The 15,458-nt window shown below is 72.0% G+C and carries 12 protein-coding genes; 9 read left to right on the top strand and 3 right to left on the bottom strand.

The window, feature by feature from the left end; all coding sequences use genetic code 11:
* Nucleotides 1–681 carry a GDSL-type esterase/lipase family protein gene (locus ACIBTS_RS26920; protein WP_399322740.1) on the bottom strand — a complete coding sequence of 227 codons (681 nt, stop codon included), beginning with the start codon at nt 679–681 and terminating at the stop codon, nt 1–3.
* 260 nt (nt 682–941) lie between these two features.
* Between ACIBTS_RS26920 and ACIBTS_RS26915 the strand changes: the two genes are divergently transcribed.
* Nucleotides 942–2,000 carry a WD40 repeat domain-containing protein gene (locus ACIBTS_RS26915; RefSeq protein WP_399322739.1) on the top strand — a complete coding sequence of 353 codons (1,059 nt, stop codon included), beginning with the start codon at nt 942–944 and terminating at the stop codon, nt 1,998–2,000.
* Nucleotides 2,001–2,132: 132 nt separating this feature from the next.
* Nucleotides 2,133–3,746, top strand: a complete 1,614-nt coding sequence (locus ACIBTS_RS26910; RefSeq protein WP_399322737.1) for a cellulase family glycosylhydrolase — start codon at nt 2,133–2,135, stop codon at nt 3,744–3,746.
* A gap of 71 nt (nt 3,747–3,817) precedes the next feature.
* On the opposite strand, the gene serC is transcribed toward ACIBTS_RS26910, so the two are convergent.
* Entirely contained in the window at nt 3,818–4,936 is a 1,119-nt protein-coding gene (serC, locus tag ACIBTS_RS26905; RefSeq protein ID WP_399322735.1) for a phosphoserine transaminase, read from the bottom strand.
* 81 nt (nt 4,937–5,017) lie between these two features.
* Here serC and ACIBTS_RS26900 point away from each other — a divergent pair, with 81 nt between their 5' ends.
* On the top strand, nt 5,018–7,936 hold the full coding sequence (locus ACIBTS_RS26900; protein ID WP_399322733.1) for an FAD-binding and (Fe-S)-binding domain-containing protein: 2,919 nt from the start codon (nt 5,018–5,020) through the stop codon (nt 7,934–7,936).
* Between the two features lie 76 nt (nt 7,937–8,012).
* Here the strand turns inward: ACIBTS_RS26900 and ACIBTS_RS26895 are convergent, their stop codons facing one another.
* Nucleotides 8,013–8,270, bottom strand: a complete 258-nt coding sequence (locus tag ACIBTS_RS26895) for a hypothetical protein (protein WP_399322731.1) — start codon at nt 8,268–8,270, stop codon at nt 8,013–8,015.
* A 255-nt stretch (nt 8,271–8,525) separates the two neighbouring features.
* Here ACIBTS_RS26895 and ACIBTS_RS26890 point away from each other — a divergent pair, with 255 nt between their 5' ends.
* The 6 genes from ACIBTS_RS26890 to ACIBTS_RS26865 all read left to right on the top strand — a co-directional run bounded on the left by ACIBTS_RS26890 (nt 8,526) and on the right by ACIBTS_RS26865 (nt 15,449).
* On the top strand, nt 8,526–8,753 hold the full coding sequence (locus tag ACIBTS_RS26890) for a GntR family transcriptional regulator (RefSeq protein WP_399322885.1): 228 nt from the start codon (nt 8,526–8,528) through the stop codon (nt 8,751–8,753).
* 162 nt (nt 8,754–8,915) lie between these two features.
* Nucleotides 8,916–10,040, top strand: coding sequence for a lipid II:glycine glycyltransferase FemX (locus ACIBTS_RS26885; protein ID WP_399322730.1), 1,125 nt, complete (start codon nt 8,916–8,918; stop codon nt 10,038–10,040).
* A 188-nt stretch (nt 10,041–10,228) separates the two neighbouring features.
* Nucleotides 10,229–11,239, top strand: coding sequence for an EamA family transporter (locus ACIBTS_RS26880; protein ID WP_399322728.1), 1,011 nt, complete (start codon nt 10,229–10,231; stop codon nt 11,237–11,239).
* A 108-nt stretch (nt 11,240–11,347) separates the two neighbouring features.
* On the top strand, nt 11,348–12,142 hold the full coding sequence (locus ACIBTS_RS26875; RefSeq protein WP_399322726.1) for a TIGR03084 family metal-binding protein: 795 nt from the start codon (nt 11,348–11,350) through the stop codon (nt 12,140–12,142).
* Nucleotides 12,139–13,854 (top strand): acyclic terpene utilization AtuA family protein, encoded by a 1,716-nt coding sequence (locus ACIBTS_RS26870; RefSeq protein WP_399322724.1) that lies wholly within the window; start codon nt 12,139–12,141, stop codon nt 13,852–13,854. The genes ACIBTS_RS26875 and ACIBTS_RS26870 overlap by 4 nt, the downstream gene beginning before the upstream one ends.
* Nucleotides 13,851–15,449 (top strand): acyl-CoA carboxylase subunit beta, encoded by a 1,599-nt coding sequence (locus tag ACIBTS_RS26865; protein WP_399322723.1) that lies wholly within the window; start codon nt 13,851–13,853, stop codon nt 15,447–15,449. The genes ACIBTS_RS26870 and ACIBTS_RS26865 overlap by 4 nt, the downstream gene beginning before the upstream one ends.
* Nucleotides 15,450–15,458 lie beyond the last annotated feature (9 nt).

Genomic DNA, 15,458 nt, shown 5'->3' with positions numbered 1-15,458 from the left:
TCAAGCAGAGCGCTCGTACTCCCCGCCCAGTTCCCACCCCTGGTACATCGCCTCCGCGAAGGCGGACGCCAGTTGGTGTTCGCCGGCTGCGTTGGGATGGGTGCCGTCGTAGGTGTCGGTGTCGATGTCCCAGGTTTCCGGGATCGACGCCAGGAGGATCGGGGAGGCCGGCTCGTCCAGGTCGGCGGCCGTCTTCGCCAGGAGTTCGTTGAAGAGGGTGACCTCGGTGGCGAAGGGTTCGTCGTTCGCGGCGCGGATGTTCGGGATCACCGGGAGCCACACCATCCGTATCCGGGGCCTCGCCGCCCGCGCCTCGGCCACGAAGGCGCGGGCGTTGGCCGCGGTCTGTTCGGCGTTCGTGTAGAAGCCCAGGTCGATCAGGCCCAGCGACACCAGCAGGACGTCCGCCTTCGACCTGTGTACCGCCTCGCCGATCAGCGGGACCATGTGCTGCCAGCCCTCGCCCCAGCCGGCCAGGTGGCCGCGGGGGAAGTCGGGTTCGGCGTACGCGTACGACGTCGGGGTGTCCGTCGCCTTGTCGTAGAGCGTCTCGCGAGGTCCGACGAGGGTGAACGGGCCCCCGTACGTCCCGCACAGGTGGCGCCACAGGCGGTAGCGCCAGGTGTGGTCGCCCGTGCTGCCGATCGTCATCGAGTCGCCTACGGGCATGAACCTGAGCATCCGCTCATGATGCGGGATCGGAGAAGGATCACCGCGGCCGGGGGCATGTGACACCGGCCACGAGACGGTGCACAAGAGGGTGCACAAGACGCTGCGCCAGAGGTGTGCAAGACGCTGCGCCAGAGGTGTGCAAGACGCTGCGCCAGAGGTGCACAAGACGCTGCGCCAGAGGTGTGCAAGACGCTGCGCCAGAGGTGTGCAAGACGGTGACGGCCCATGGGAGCCCGTGAACGGCCGGGCGGGATGGCAGGCTTGTTCGCATGCGCCGACCTTTCGCCGTCCGAGCCGGAGCCCTCCGCACCGGAGTCCTCAGGGCCCTCGGAGCCCTCAGGGTTCTCGGAGTTCTGGGGTTCCTCGGGGTCCTCCTCGCGGGTGGCTTCGCCGTGCCCGCCGCCTTCGCCGCCGACGGCGACAAGGGGTTCACCATCGAGGACCCGCGCGTCACCGAGTCCAGCGGCCTCGCCGCCTCGCGTCAGCACCCCGGCGTCTACTGGACCCACAACGACAGCGACGACGGCCCCTACCTCTACGCCGTCGACAGCGCGTCCGGAAAGACCGTCGCCCGGCTCACCCTCACCGGCATCGGCTCCCCGCGCGACGTCGAGGCGATCTCCATCGGGCCCGGCAACGAGATCTGGGTCGGCGACATCGGCGACAACCTCGGCGGCACCTGGAAGTACGTGTGGATCTACCGGCTGCCCGAGCCGGCGAAGCTCGTCGACCGGACGGTCAAGGCCACGCAGTACGTCGTGAAGTACTCCGACGGCGCCCGCGACGCCGAGGCGCTCCTCGTGCACCCCAAGACCGGCCGTGTCTACATCATCGACAAGAAGGAGGACGGCGGGCACCTCTACGAGGGTCCGGCGAAGCTCTCCGCCTCGGGGACGAACATCTTCAAGCCCGTCGCCGCCGTCGACCTGTGGGCCACCGACGCCGCCTTCTCCCCGGACGGCTCCCAACTCGCCGTGCGCGGCTACTTCGGTGGCATCTACTACGCCTGGAACGGCGGCAAGATCGAGCGCAAGGGGCGGCTCGACGTGCCGCTGCAACGGCAGGGGGAGTCCGTCAGCTACTCCGCCGACGGCACCAGGCTCATGTACGGCAGTGAGGGCGCCGGGAGTTCGGTCGTCGCGGAGGACGCACCCGACGGCGCGGGGTCCTCAGGTGCCAAGTCGTCGTCCGGGGGCGGGAGTTCGAGCGCTTCGGGGGACGGTGGCGGGTCCTCGGCCGCCGGCAGCGGCGTCAAGTTCGGCGCGCTCGCCGTCGCCGTGGTCGCCGCCGGCGTCTTCGGCTTCCGCCGTCTCCTGCGCCGGAACTGAGTCGGCGTCCTCCGGCTTCTCCCGTCGAACTTCTTGACGTGGTCATGGGGTGTCAGTTTCCTGGGGGGAGCGCGGCGCATGGGAGCGCTCCCATAATTTCCGGGCCCGCGCCTCCCGAGAGGAAGCAGCGAGATGTTCCGCAACTTGCGAAGAGCGCTGTGCGCCGGCGCCGCCGCGCTTCTGATACCGCTGGGATCCTTAGTGCAGACGGCCGACGCGGCGGAGGCCCACGCGGCCGATGCCGCCAGGGCCTCCGTGGCCGCTGCCGCCAGGGCCGCCGCCGTGGCCGATCCCGCCGGGGCCGCCGTCGCGGCGGATGCCGGTGCGGGGTACTGGCACACCAGTGGCCGCCAGATCCTGGACGCCGCGGGGCAGCCGGTCCGGATCGCCGGAATCAACTGGTTCGGCTTCGAGACCGGCAACTACGTCGTCCACGGCCTCTGGTCCCGCGACTACAAGAGCATGATCGACCAGATGAAGTCGCTCGGCTACAACACGATCCGCATCCCGTACAGCGACGACATCTTCAAGAGCACGACCGTCCCCAACAGCATCGACTTCAGCAGCGGCAAGAACGCCGATCTACAGGGGCTCGGTTCGCTGGGCGTGCTGGACAAGCTGGTCGCGTACGCCGGTCAGGACGGCCTGAAGGTCATCCTGGACCGGCACCGCCCGGACGCGGGCGGGCAGTCGGCGCTCTGGTACACCTCCGCCGTCCCCGAGTCGACGTGGATCGCCAACCTCAAGTCCCTCGCGACCCGTTACAAGGGCCAGGACACCGTCGTAGGCATCGACCTCCACAACGAGCCCCACGATCCAGCCTGTTGGGGCTGCGGGGACACGGCGACGGACTGGCGGCTGGCCGCGCAGCGGGCCGGGAACGCGGTTTTGTCCGTCAACCCGGACCTGCTGATCTTCGTCGAGGGCGTGCAGTCCTTCAACGGCGTCTCCGGCTGGTGGGGCGGCAACCTGATGGGCGCCGGGCAGTACCCGGTGCAACTGAACGTGGCCAACCGGGTGGTGTACTCGGCCCACGACTACGCCACGAGCGTCGCCCAGCAGAGCTGGTTCAACGACCCGACGTTCCCCGCGAACATGCCGGGAATCTGGGACAAGTACTGGGGCTACCTCTTCAAGCAGAACATCGCGCCCGTGTGGGTGGGCGAGTTCGGCACCACCCTCCAGGCCACCGTCGACCAGAAGTGGCTTGCGGCGCTGGTGAGTTACCTCCGCCCGACGTCGACGTACGGCGCCGACTCCTTCCACTGGACGTTCTGGTCCTGGAACCCCAACTCCGGTGACACGGGCGGGATCCTGAAGGACGACTGGCAGACGGTCGACACGGTGAAGGACGGCTACCTGGCGAGCATCAAGGCGCCGGGCTTCCCGAGCAACGGCGGCGGCGGCGGAGGAGGCGGCGGCGGAGGCGGCGGCGGCGGGAGTACGGCCTCCTGCTCCGCCGCGTACACCGTCAGCAGCGACTGGGGCGGCGGCTTCAACGCCGAGGTGAAGGTGACCAACACGGGTACCACCGCGCTCAGTTCGTGGAAGGTCGCCTGGACCTGGAGCGGTGCCCAGCAGATCACCAACATCTGGAACGCGTCGTACACGCAGACGGGCTCGACCGTGACGGCGGTGAACGCCGCGCACAACGGTTCGGTGCCGGCGGGCGGTTCGGCGAGCTTCGGGTTCGGGGGCGCGCCCGGGGGCGGGGGTGCGCCGAGCGTGAGCTGCACGGCGAGCTGAACGCGCATGACGAAGGGCGCCCGGTACGGCAACCGCCGTACCGGGCGCCCTTCAGCGTCGTGCCGGGGTGATCAGAGCTTGTCGATCACGTAGTCGATGCACTTCGTGAGAGCCTCGACGTCCGCCGGGTCGATCGCCGGGAACATCGCGACCCGGAGCTGGTTGCGGCCGAGCTTGCGGTAGGGCTCGGTGTCGACGATGCCGTTGGCGCGCAGGACCTTGGCGACCGCGGCGGCGTCGATCTCGTCCGAGAAGTCGATCGTGCCGATGACCTGGGAGCGCTTGGCCGGGTCGGTGACGAACGGGGTCGCGTGCTTGGACTCCTCCGCCCAGCCGTACAGGCGGGTCGAGGAGTCCTTCGTGCGGGCCGTCGACCACGCGAGGCCGCCCTGCCCGTTGATCCACTCCAGCTGCTGGTTGAGCAGGAAGAGCGTGGCCAGGGCCGGGGTGTTGTACGTCTGGTTCTTGCGGGAGTTGTCGATGGCCGTGGGCAGCGAGAAGAACTCCGGGATGTGGCGGCCGGAGGCGTGGATCCGCTCGGCGCGCTCGATCGCCGCCGGGGAGAACACGCCGATCCACAGGCCGCCGTCGGAGGCGAAGGACTTCTGCGGGGCGAAGTAGTAGACGTCCGTCTCGGCGACGTCGACCGGGAGGCCGCCGGCGCCCGAGGTGGCGTCCACGAGGACGAGCGCGCCCTCGTCGGCGCCCGGCACGCGCTTGATCGGGGCGGCGACACCGGTCGACGTCTCGTTGTGCGTGAAGGCGTAGACGTCGACGCCGGCCTCGGCGGCGGGCTCGGGGTGCGTGCCCGGGTCGGAGGAGACGACGGTGGGCTCGGCCAGCCACGGGGCGAGCCTCGCGGCCTTGGCGAACTTGGAGCTGAACTCGCCGAACGTGAGGTGCTGCGACTTGTTCTCGATCAGGCCGTGGGTCGCGATGTCCCAGAACGCGGTGGAGCCGCCGTTGCCGAGGACGACCTCGTAGCCCTCGGGGAGGGAGAACAGCTCGGAGATGCCCTCGCGCACCTGGCCGACCAGGTTCTTGACCGGGGCCTGGCGGTGGGAGGTGCCGAGGAGGGACGTACCGGTGGCGGCCAGGGCGTCCAGCGCCTCCACCCGCACCTTGGAGGGGCCCGCGCCGAATCGACCGTCGGCGGGCTTGATGTCAGCAGGAATCTGGATCTCAGCCACGGAAGGGAGCGTAGCCGTTGGGGGAAACGTGGGCGAAACGTCGTCCGTCGGGTGAGACGAGGTTTTTGGTTTCCTGGACAGGTGACAGTTCCGGAGAGTCTTCAGGGTCTTGAGGGTGAGCTGCGCCGGGCCGTGCGGGGGGACGTCGGCTTCGACGTCACCTCCCGGGCCCTGGTCACCATGGACGCGTCCAACTACCGGCGTGTCCCCGTCGGGGTCGTCGCGCCCAGGGACGCGGACGACGTGGCCGCCACGCTCGCGGTGTGCCGGGAGGCCGGGGTGCCGGTGGTCGCGCGGGGCGGCGGGACGTCCATCGCAGGGCAGGCCACCGGCGTCGGGGTGGTGCTGGACTTCACGCGGTACATGAACCGGCTTCTCGCCCTGGATCCGGAGGCGCGGACGGCAGTCGTGCAGCCGGGGCTCGTCCTCGACCGGCTCCAGGAGGCCGCCGCCCCGCACGGCCTGCGCTTCGGGCCCGACCCGTCCACGCACAGCCGCTGCACGCTCGGCGGGATGATCGGCAACAACGCGTGCGGCTCCCACTCGGTCGCCTGGGGGACGACCGCGGACAGCGTGCGCGAGCTGGACGTGGTCACCGCGCGCGGGCGACGGCTACGGCTCGGACAGGGGTGGGCGGGGGCGCCGGACGGGCTGCGGGGGCTGGTCGAGGGGGAACTGGCACGGCTGCGGACCGGCTTTCCCGACCTGCCGCGCCGAATCTCCGGGTACGCGCTGGACGCGCTGCTGCCCGAGCACGGCGCCGACGTCGCCCGGTCCTTCTGCGGCTCCGAAGGCACCCTGGGCGTGCTCACCGAGGCCGTCGTGGGGCTTGTCGAGGCCCCACGCGCGCGTGCGCTCGCGGTGCTCGGCTACGCCGACGAGAGCGCGGCCGCCGAGGCCGCGGCCGGGCTGCTGCCGTACGGCCCGCTGACGGTGGAGGGGATGGCGGCCGACCTGGTGCCGGTGTCGGCGGCGGCCGGGCTGCCCAGGGGTGCGGCCTGGCTGTTCGTGGAGACCGGAGGGGAGACGGGCGACGAGGCACGCGCGCGTGCGCAGACGATCGTCCGCGCGGCGGACGTCGTCGACGCGCGGGTGGTGACCGACCCCGCCGGGCAGCGGGCGCTGTGGCGGATCCGGGAGGACGCGAGCGGGACGGCGACCCGGATGCCTGGGGGCCCCTCCCAGCCGGGAGGCTCCGAGGCCTGGCCCGGCTGGGAGGACTGCGCGGTGCCGCCGGCCCGGCTCGGCGCGTATCTGCGGGACTTCCGCGCGCTGCTCGCCGCGCACGGCCTGCGCGGCACGCCGTACGGCCATTTCGGGGACGGCTGCATCCACGTCCGTATCGACTTCGACCTGCTGACGGCGGCCGGGGTCGGCCGCTTCCGCCGCTTCTCCGAGGAACTCGCCGACCTGGTGGTCGCCCACGGCGGCTCGCTCTCCGGCGAGCACGGCGACGGCCAGGCACGGGCCGAGCTGCTGCCCAGGATGTACGGGGATGAGCTCGTCGCGCTGTTCGAACGGGCGAAGGGCGTATGGGACCCCGACGACCTGCTCAACCCCGGGATGCTCGTGCGCCCCGCCCCGCTGGACGCCGGTCTGCGTTTCTCGGTGCTGCCGCGCGAGCCCGTCCCGGTGGCCTTCGGCTACCCGGCCGACGGCGGCGACTTCTCGGCGGCCGTCCGCCGCTGCGTGGGCGTCGCGAAGTGCCGTACGACGTCGGCGGCCGGCGAGTCCGTGATGTGCCCGTCGTTCCGTGTCACGGGCCGGGAGGAGCACTCCACGCGCGGGCGTGCCCGGCTGCTGCACGAGATGCTGGCCGGTGAGCTGGTGACCGACGGCTGGCGCTCCACGGAGGTCCGGGACGCGCTGGATCTGTGCCTGTCCTGCAAGGGCTGCCGCTCCGACTGCCCGGTCGAGGTCGACATGGCCACCTACAAGGCGGAGTTCCTGCACCACCACTACGAGGGGCGACGGCGTCCGGCCGCGCACTACAGCATGGGCCGGCTGCCGGTGTGGCTGCGGTGGGCGTCCCGCACGCGCGGGGCGGGGCTCGTCAACGCCCTCGCGCGTGTACGGCCCCTCGCATGGGCGGCGAAACGGGTCGGCGGGATCGCACCCGAGCGGGCGATTCCCCGGCTGGCGCGCGAGACGTTCAGCGGGTGGTGGCGCAAACGCGCACGGTCGACCTCCGGCGGCGGCGAGTTGGTCGTCCTGTGGCCCGACACCTTCACCGAGCATCTGTCGCCGTCCGTGGGGCGGGCGGCCGTCCGGGTCCTGGAGGCGGCGGGGCTGCGGGTGGCGCTGCCGCCGAGCCTGCGGATGCGGGGCCGGCCGGTCGGCGACGGCCGGTCGAGGGGCGCCGGCGCACTGGCCGCGCTGCTGACGGCCCGCCGGGGGCGGGTCTGCTGCGGACTGACGTACGTCTCCACCGGCCAGCTCGACCACGCGCGCGTGGTGCTGCGTCGCACGCTCGACCTGATGGAGCCCGTGCTGGAGACGTCCGCCCCGGTCGTAGTCCTGGAGCCGAGCTGTGCGGCCGCCCTGCGCACCGATCTGCCCGAGCTGCTGTCCGACGACCCGCGCGCGGGCCGCCTCGCCGCCCGCGTCGTCACCTTCGCGGAAGCCCTGGAGCGGCGCGCCCCCGACTGGAGGCCGCCCCGCCTGGACCGTCCGGCGGTCGGCCAGACCCACTGCCACCAGCATGCGGTCCTGGGCGACGCGGCCGAGCGGCGGCTGCGCGAGGCCGCGGGGCTCACCGGGGACCTGAGGGGCGGGTGCTGCGGCCTCGCCGGCAACTTCGGCTTCGAAAAAGGCCACTTCGAGGTGTCCACGGCCTGCGCGGAGGAACAGCTCCTCCCGGCCGTCCGGAAAGCCCCCGAGGGGGCGGTGATCCTGGCGGACGGCTACTCCTGCCGGACCCAGCTGGAGCAACTGGCGGGCGTGCGGGGGAGGCATCTGGCGGAGGTGCTGGCGGAGGGGCTGGCGGAAGAGGGAGCCTGACGGCCGCAGGCCTCCCTCTCCGCCGTCACTCCCTCTACACCGTCACTCCCTCCACACCGTCACTCCCTCCACACCGTCACTCCCTGTCCGCCGCCACGATGCCGACGCATTCTTCGAGCGCCGCGTGCAACGACGGTACGAAGGCGGCGAGTTCCGCGTCCGACGACCTGCCTCCCTCCAGTACGGCGCCGACGACCGTCACCAGGACGGCGGCGGCCTTGAGGGCGTGCACGTCGGCCAGTTCCTCAAGGAAACCGCCGGGTCGCGCGAGCACGAACCCCTCCTTGCCGGTCGCCGGGTCGACGCCGACGCTGCGGAAACGCCTCCCGCTCATGCGGCGACCTCCGACCACGCGTGGTCCTGTCCCAGGGAGGCGAGGACGGCTGCCCGGCGTTCGTCCCGCTCGCGTTCCCATAGGACGACGTACGGCTAGGACGACGTACGGCCGGACCGGAGGCAGGCCGTCGGCGGCGATGACGTCGTCGCCGTGACCCGTGGATAACCGTAGATAACCACGGATGCGCAGAATGCCGTAGTCACCCACGCTGAGATCATGGAGCTTGATCGCACCCGCCCGCTGTAACGGCAGATCGCAGCGGAGATCATCCGGCGCATCAAGGACGGCACGTATCCGCCGGGCACCCGCGTGCCCTCCACGTTGGAAATCGCCCAGGAGTTCGGCGTGGTGAACGCAACGGCGGCGAAGGCCATGCAGCATGTACGGGTACAGGGCTGGACGCGGGGCGAAGTCGGGCTGGGGACGTTCGTAGCCGACTCCCTGCCGCCCTCCCCCGAAGCCCCCGAAGCCCCCGCGTAGGAGATTCGAGTACCGCGATCGCCCAGCACGCGGACGTCCATCTGCGCACCCGTGTGATGGACATGGGGGCGGTTGGAGGCTTTGGGCCCCGGGGCCGGGGCTGTTGACCTCCTAGGTTGGCCCGAAACGGCCAATCGGCGATCGTTCGAAGGAGCCCTCGGCATGAGCCTGCGTGTCCAGTCCATCAGTCGCGACGAGCATCTGGCGTTCGTCGCGGCCCGCGCCTCCGCGAGCCATATGCAGGTCCCCTCGTGGGGGGATGTGAAGCCGGACTGGCGGGCGGAGAGCCTGGGCTGGTTCGACGAGGACGGGCGGCTCGTCGGAGCGGGGCTGGCGCTGTTGCGGCCGCTGCCCAGGCTGAAGAAGTACCTGGCCTATCTGCCCGAGGGCCCGCTCCTCGACTGGCACGCACCCGACCTGGTGGAACGCTGGCTGACGCCGATGCTCGGGCACCTGAAGGCGCGGGACGCGTTCTCGGTGAAGATGGGCCCGCCCGTCGTCGTACGCCGCTGGAGCGCCGACGCCGTCAAGGCGGCCATCGCCGACCCGGGCGCCCACCGGCTGGGGGACGCCGAGGCGAGCTCGCAGGAGCCGGGCGCCCTCGACGTCGCCGAGCGGCTGCGCCGCGCGGGCTGGCAGCAGACCGAGCCGGGCGGCGAGGACGGCTTCGCGGCCGGTCAGCCCCGCTACGTCTTCCAGGTCCCGTTCGCCGGGCGGACGCTGGAGGAGGTCCACGGCGGCCTCAACCAGCAGTGGCGGCGCAACATCAAGAAGGCGGAGAAGGCGGGCGTGAAGGTCGTCCGGGGTGGCTACGAGGACCTCCCGGCCTTCTACACCCTCTATACCGAGACCGCCGAGCGCGACCGTTTCCTCCCGCGTCCGCTGCCCTACTTCCAGCGCATGTGGAGCGCGCTGAACACCGAACACCCCGACCGTATGCGGCTCTACCTCGCCCACCACGACGGCGAGGTCCTCGCGGCGGCCACCATGCTGACCGTCGGCGAGCACGTCTGGTACTCGTACGGCGCCTCCACCAGCCGCAGGCGCGAGGTCCAGCCCAACAACGCCATGCAGTGGCGGATGATGGCCGACGCCCACGAACTCGGCGCCGCCGTCTACGACCTGCGCGGCATCACCGACACCCTGGAGGAGTCCAACCACCTGCTCGGCCTGCTCCGCTTCAAGGTGGGCACGGGCGGCGAGGCCGTGGAGTACCTGGGGGAGTGGGACTTCCCGCTCAACAAGCTGCTGCACAAGGCGTTGGATCTGTACATGTCGCGCAGGTAGGAGTCGTCACACCTGTCGTCGTCGCACCTGTTGTTGTGGGCGTCGTCGCACGTCTCACAGCCCGAGACAGCGGCTAAATGGGTTCACACACCTGACATGGTCCATTAGCCTGGACTGGTCAGTACATCGCGATGAACGGCCTGGATCGAACCCGACCATGCCGACCACGCCGAGCACCTGGACCGCCCGTGACGACCTCCGACACCGCCGCCTCACCGCAGATCTCGGCGACCTCGGCCCCGGCCGCAGGCGCCCCGGCCGCCGCCCCCGCCGCCGCTCCGGGCCGCTTCGGCTCCCTCGGTCCGGTCGGACTGGTGCTCGCCGGCGGGGTCTCGGTGCAGTTCGGCGGCGCGCTGGCGGTGACGCTGATGCCGAGGGCGGGCGCGCTGGGCGTGGTGGCGCTGCGGCTGCTCGTGGCGGCGGTGGTGCTGCTGGTCGTCTGTCGGCCGCGGCTGCGCGGCCACTCGCGCGCGGACTGGGGCACGGTCGTCGCCTTCGGCGTCACGCTGGCCGCGATGAACGGCCTGTTCTACCAGGCGCTGGACCGTATCCCGCTGGGCCTGGCGGTGACGCTGGAGGTCCTCGGCCCGCTGACCCTCTCGGTCGCCGCCTCGCGCCGCGCGCTGAACCTCCTCTGGGCCGGCCTCGCCCTCGCCGGCGTCTTCCTGCTCAGCGGCGGCGGAGACGCGGGCGACGCGGGAAGCGGCGGACACGGCGGGGGCGGCGGTGGTGGCTTCGGTGGCGGCGTCGACCTGGTGGGCGTCGCGTTCGCGCTCGGCGCGGGAGCGATGTGGGCGGCGTACATCGTCTTCAGCGCCCGCACCGGCCGCCGTTTCGCGCAGGCGGACGGCCTGGCCCTGGCCATGGCGGTGGGCGCGCTGCTCTTCCTCCCGCTGGGCCTCGCGGAGTCCGGCACGAAACTGGCCGACCCGGTGACGCTCGGCCTGGGCGCGGCGGTGGCCATGCTCTCCTCGGTCCTCCCCTATACCCTCGAACTCCTCGCCCTGCGCCGCCTGCCCGCCTCCACCTTCGCCGTCCTGATGAGCCTGGAACCGGCCCTCGCCGCCACGGCCGGCTTCCTCGTCCTCGACCAGTCCCTCACCACCGTCCAGGCGGCCGCGATCGCCCTGGTCGTCGGGGCGAGCATGGGCGCGGTGCGGACGCAGGTGGCACGAGGGAGGAAGCGCCCCGCTTCCTGACCCGGGGCGGGGCCGGCGCCTCCCGGCTGTCCGGTCCGGTCCGCCGTTCCGCACAAATCAATGCAAGCACGCTTGATTGTTTTTGGGGACGCTGCCATGCTCCACCCCATGGCCGACCCGACCCCCGTGCTCGACGATCTCCGTGCCGAAAGCGACGAACTCGACCGGCTGGTAGCCGAGTTGGGGCCGGAGCAGTGGACGCTGCCGACGCCCGCCGTCGGCTGGACCGTCGCCCATCAGATCGCGCACCTCGCCTGGACCGACCGCTCCTCCGTGCTGGCCGTGACCGATCAGGACGCATTCGCCCGTGAGGTGGAGAAGGCGCTGGCCGAACCCGGGGACTTCGTCGACAACGGTGCGCAGGAGGGGGCCGAGAAGCCGCCCGCGCGGTTGCTCGCGGACTGGCGGGCCGGCCGCGAGGCCCTGGCGGAAGCCCTGCGGGCAGCGCCCGCGGGCGCGCGTTTCCCCTGGTACGGGCCGCCCATGTCCGCCGCTTCCATGGCCACCGCCCGGCTGATGGAGACCTGGGCGCACGGCCTGGACGTGGCGGACGCGCTGGGCGCGACGCCCGCGCCCACCGACCGGCTCCGGCACATCGTCCGCCTCGGCGTCCGCACCCGGGACTTCGCCTTCGGCGTGCACGGACTGCCCACGCCGTTCGAGGAGTTCCGCGTCGAACTCACCGGCCCCTCGGGCGAGTTGTGGACATACGGGCCGCCGGACGCCGACGATCGAGTCACCGGCGCCGCCCTCGACTTCTGCCGCCTGGTCACCCAGCGCGCCCACCGCGCCGACCTCGCCCTGCACGCCGAAGGCCCCGACGCCGACCGCTGGCTGGACGTCGCCCAGGCCTTCGCGGGCCCGCCCGGCAAGGGCCGCCCGCCGAAGGGGACGGCCTCGTGAGCGTCCTGCCGAACGTCCCGCCGAACGTCCTGCGGATAGGCAACGCCTCCGGCTTCTACGGCGACCGCTTCGACGCGATGCGCGAGATGCTCACCGGCGGCGAACTCGACGTCCTCACCGGCGACTACCTCGCCGAGCTCACCATGCTGATCCTCGGCCGGGACCGGTTGAAGGACCCGTCCGCCGGATACGCCCGTACGTTCCTGCGGCAGTTGGAGGAGTCCCTCGGCCTCGCCCGCGAGCGCGGCGTCCGGATCGTCACCAACGCCGGCGGCCTCAATCCGGCCGGACTCGCCGACGCCGTAAGGCAGTTGGCCGACCGGCTCGACATCCCCGTTCGGGTCGCGCACGTCGAGGGCGACGACCTCACCCCCGGCCACCCCGGCAGCCTCACCGCCCACGCCTACCTCGGCGGCTTCGGCATCGCCGCCTGTCTGCGGGCGGGCGCGGACGTCGTCGTCACCGGACGGGTCACCGACGCGGCCCTTGTCACCGGCCCCGCCGCCGCCCACTTCGGCTGGCAGCCGGGGGAGTACGACCGGCTCGCGGGCGCCGTCGTCGCCGGACACGTCCTGGAGTGCGGGACGCAGGCCACCGGCGGCAACTACGCCTTCTTCCGGGACGCGAGCCGGGCCGGCCGTGACCTGCGCCGCCCCGGCTTCCCCGTCGCCGAGATCCACGCCGACGGCAGCTGCGTCATCACCAAGCACCCCGGCACCGGCGGCCTCGTCGACGTCGGCACGGTCACCGCCCAACTGCTGTACGAGACCGGCCCCGCCCGGTACGCGGGACCCGACGTCACCGCCCGCCTGGACACCGTACGGCTCACCCAGGACGGCCCCGACCGGGTACGGATCGACGGCGTGCGCGGCGAGGCCCCGCCCCCGACGCTCAAGGTCGGCCGCACCCGCATCGGCGGCTTCCGCAACGAGGTCGTCTTCGTGCTCACCGGCCTCGACATCGAGGCCAAGGCGGCGCTGGTGCGCGAGCAGATGACGGACGTCCTCACCAAGTCCCCACCCGAGGACGTCCGTTGGGAGCTGGTCCGCACCGACCGGCCCGACGCCGACACCGAGGAGACGGCGAGCGCGCTGCTGCGGCTCGTCGTACGCGATCCCGAACAGGCCGTCGCGGGACGGGCGTTGAGCGGCGCGGCCGTGGAACTGGCGCTGGCGAGCTACCCCGGCTTCCATGTCCTCGCCCCGCCGGGGAAGGGCTCCCCCTACGGCGTCTTCGAGGCCGCGTACGTCCCTCAGGGCGAGGTCGCGCACCTGGCCGTCCTCGCCGACGGGCGCCGTGTCGCCGTGGCCCCGGCCGCCGACACCCTCGTACTCGACGGCGTACCGGAACCCCCGCTTCCCGATCCGCTGCCGGACGGACCCGTACGGCGCGCCCCCCTCGGGCTGGTCGCGGGCGCCCGCAGCGGCGACAAGGGCGGGGACGCCAACGTCGGGGTGTGGGCGCGCACGGACGAGGCGTGGCGATGGCTCGCCCACACGCTGACCGTCGACCGGTTCCGCGAGCTCGTACCCGAGAGCCGCGAGCTGACGGTCACCCGGCACGTCCTGCCCTCGCTCCGTGCCCTGAACTTCGTCGTCGAGGACATCCTCGGCGCCGGCGTCGCCGCACAGCACCGCTTCGACCCGCAGGCCAAGGCGCTCGGCGAATGGCTGCGCTCCCGCCGCCTGGACATCCCGGAGGCCCTCCTTTGACGGTCATCACGTCCGCCCTGGACACCCACGGCCCCGTCCATCACGCCCATCGCGAGGCCATGCTCGGCAAGCTCGCCGACCTCCACGCCGAGCACGCGAAGGCGCTGGCCGGGGGCGGCGAGAAGTACGTCGCCAGGCACCGCGCGCGCGGCAAACTCCTCGTCCGCGAGCGCATCGAACTGCTCCTCGACCCCGACACGCCCTTTCTGGAGCTGTCGCCGCTGGCAGCCTGGGGGAGCGACTACACGGTCGGCGCGTCGCTCGTCACCGGCATCGGGGTCGTCGAGGGCGTGGAGTGCCTGATCACCGCCAACGATCCGACCGTGCGCGGCGGCGCCAGCAACCCCTGGTCGCTGAAGAAGGCCCTGCGCGCCAATGACATCGCCCTCGCCAACCGGCTGCCCTGCATCAGCCTGGTCGAGTCGGGCGGCGCCGACCTGCCGTCGCAGAAGGAGATCTTCATCCCCGGAGGCGCCGTCTTCCGGGACCTGACGCGGCTGTCGGCGGCCGGGATTCCGACCGTCGCGGTCGTCTTCGGCAACTCCACGGCCGGCGGCGCCTACATCCCCGGCATGTCCGACCACGTGATCATGGTCAAGGAGCGGGCGAAGGTGTTCCTCGGCGGGCCGCCCCTGGTGAAGATGGCCACCGGGGAGGAGAGCGACGACGAGTCCCTGGGCGGCGCGGAGATGCACGCGCGCGTGTCGGGTCTCGCCGACCACTTCGCCGTCGACGAGCGGGACGCGCTGCGGCAGGCCCGCCGCGTGGTGGCCCGCCTCAACCACCGCAAGGCGTACGAGGATCCCGGCCCGGCCGTACCCCCCAAGTATGACGAGGAAGAGCTCCTGGGGATCGTCCCGGACGATCTGCGCACCCCCTTCGACCCGCGCGAGGTGATCGCCCGGATCGTCGACGCCTCCGACTTCGACGAGTTCAAGCCCCTGTACGGGACGAGCCTCGTCACCGGCTGGGCGACCCTGCACGGCTATCCCGTCGGCATCCTGGCGAACGCCCAAGGGGTCCTGTTCAGCGCGGAGTCCCAGAAGGCCGCCCAGTTCATCCAGCTAGCCAACCAGCGCGACATCCCGCTGCTCTTCCTGCACAACACCACCGGCTACATGGTCGGCCGCGAGTATGAGCAGGGCGGCATCGTCAAGCACGGCGCGATGATGATCAACGCGGTCTCCAACTCGAAGGTCCCGCACCTGTCCGTCCTCATGGGCGCGTCCTACGGCGCCGGCCACTACGGCATGTGCGGGCGCGCCTACGACCCCCGCTTCCTGTTCGCCTGGCCCAGCGCCAAGTCGGCGGTGATGGGCCCGCAGCAGCTCGCGGGCGTGCTGTCGATCGTCGCCCGCCAGTCCGCGGCCGCCAAGGGCCGGCCCTACGACGAGGACGCCGACGCCGCCCTGCGCGCCATGGTCGAGCAGCAGATCGAGGCGGAGTCGCTGCCGATGTTCCTGTCGGGGCGGCTGTACGACGACGGCGTCATCGACCCGCGCGACACCCGCACGGTCCTGGGCCTGTGCCTGTCGGCCATCCACACGGCGCCGTACGAGGGTGCGCGCGGCGGCTTCGGCGTCTTCCGGATGTGAGGGATCAGA

Source organism: Streptomyces sp. NPDC050121, assembly GCF_044460385.1.
In the GTDB taxonomy this organism is placed as follows: domain Bacteria; phylum Actinomycetota; class Actinomycetes; order Streptomycetales; family Streptomycetaceae; genus Streptomyces; species Streptomyces soliscabiei.
This window is presented reverse-complemented; position numbering and strand designations above follow the sequence as displayed.

Excerpts from the sequence above, each read along its gene's own strand:
- ACIBTS_RS26895 (WP_399322731.1), bottom strand. The coding sequence starts at position 8,270 with ATGAGCGGGAGGCGTTTCCGCAGCGTCGGCGTCGACCCGGCGACCGGC.
- ACIBTS_RS26920 (WP_399322740.1), bottom strand. The coding sequence starts at position 681 with ATGCTCAGGTTCATGCCCGTAGGCGACTCGATGACGATCGGCAGCACG.
- ACIBTS_RS26915 (WP_399322739.1), top strand. The coding sequence starts at position 942 with ATGCGCCGACCTTTCGCCGTCCGAGCCGGAGCCCTCCGCACCGGAGTC.
- ACIBTS_RS26885 (WP_399322730.1), top strand. The coding sequence starts at position 8,916 with ATGAGCCTGCGTGTCCAGTCCATCAGTCGCGACGAGCATCTGGCGTTC.
- ACIBTS_RS26875 (WP_399322726.1), top strand. The coding sequence starts at position 11,348 with ATGGCCGACCCGACCCCCGTGCTCGACGATCTCCGTGCCGAAAGCGAC.
- ACIBTS_RS26910 (WP_399322737.1), top strand. The coding sequence starts at position 2,133 with ATGTTCCGCAACTTGCGAAGAGCGCTGTGCGCCGGCGCCGCCGCGCTT.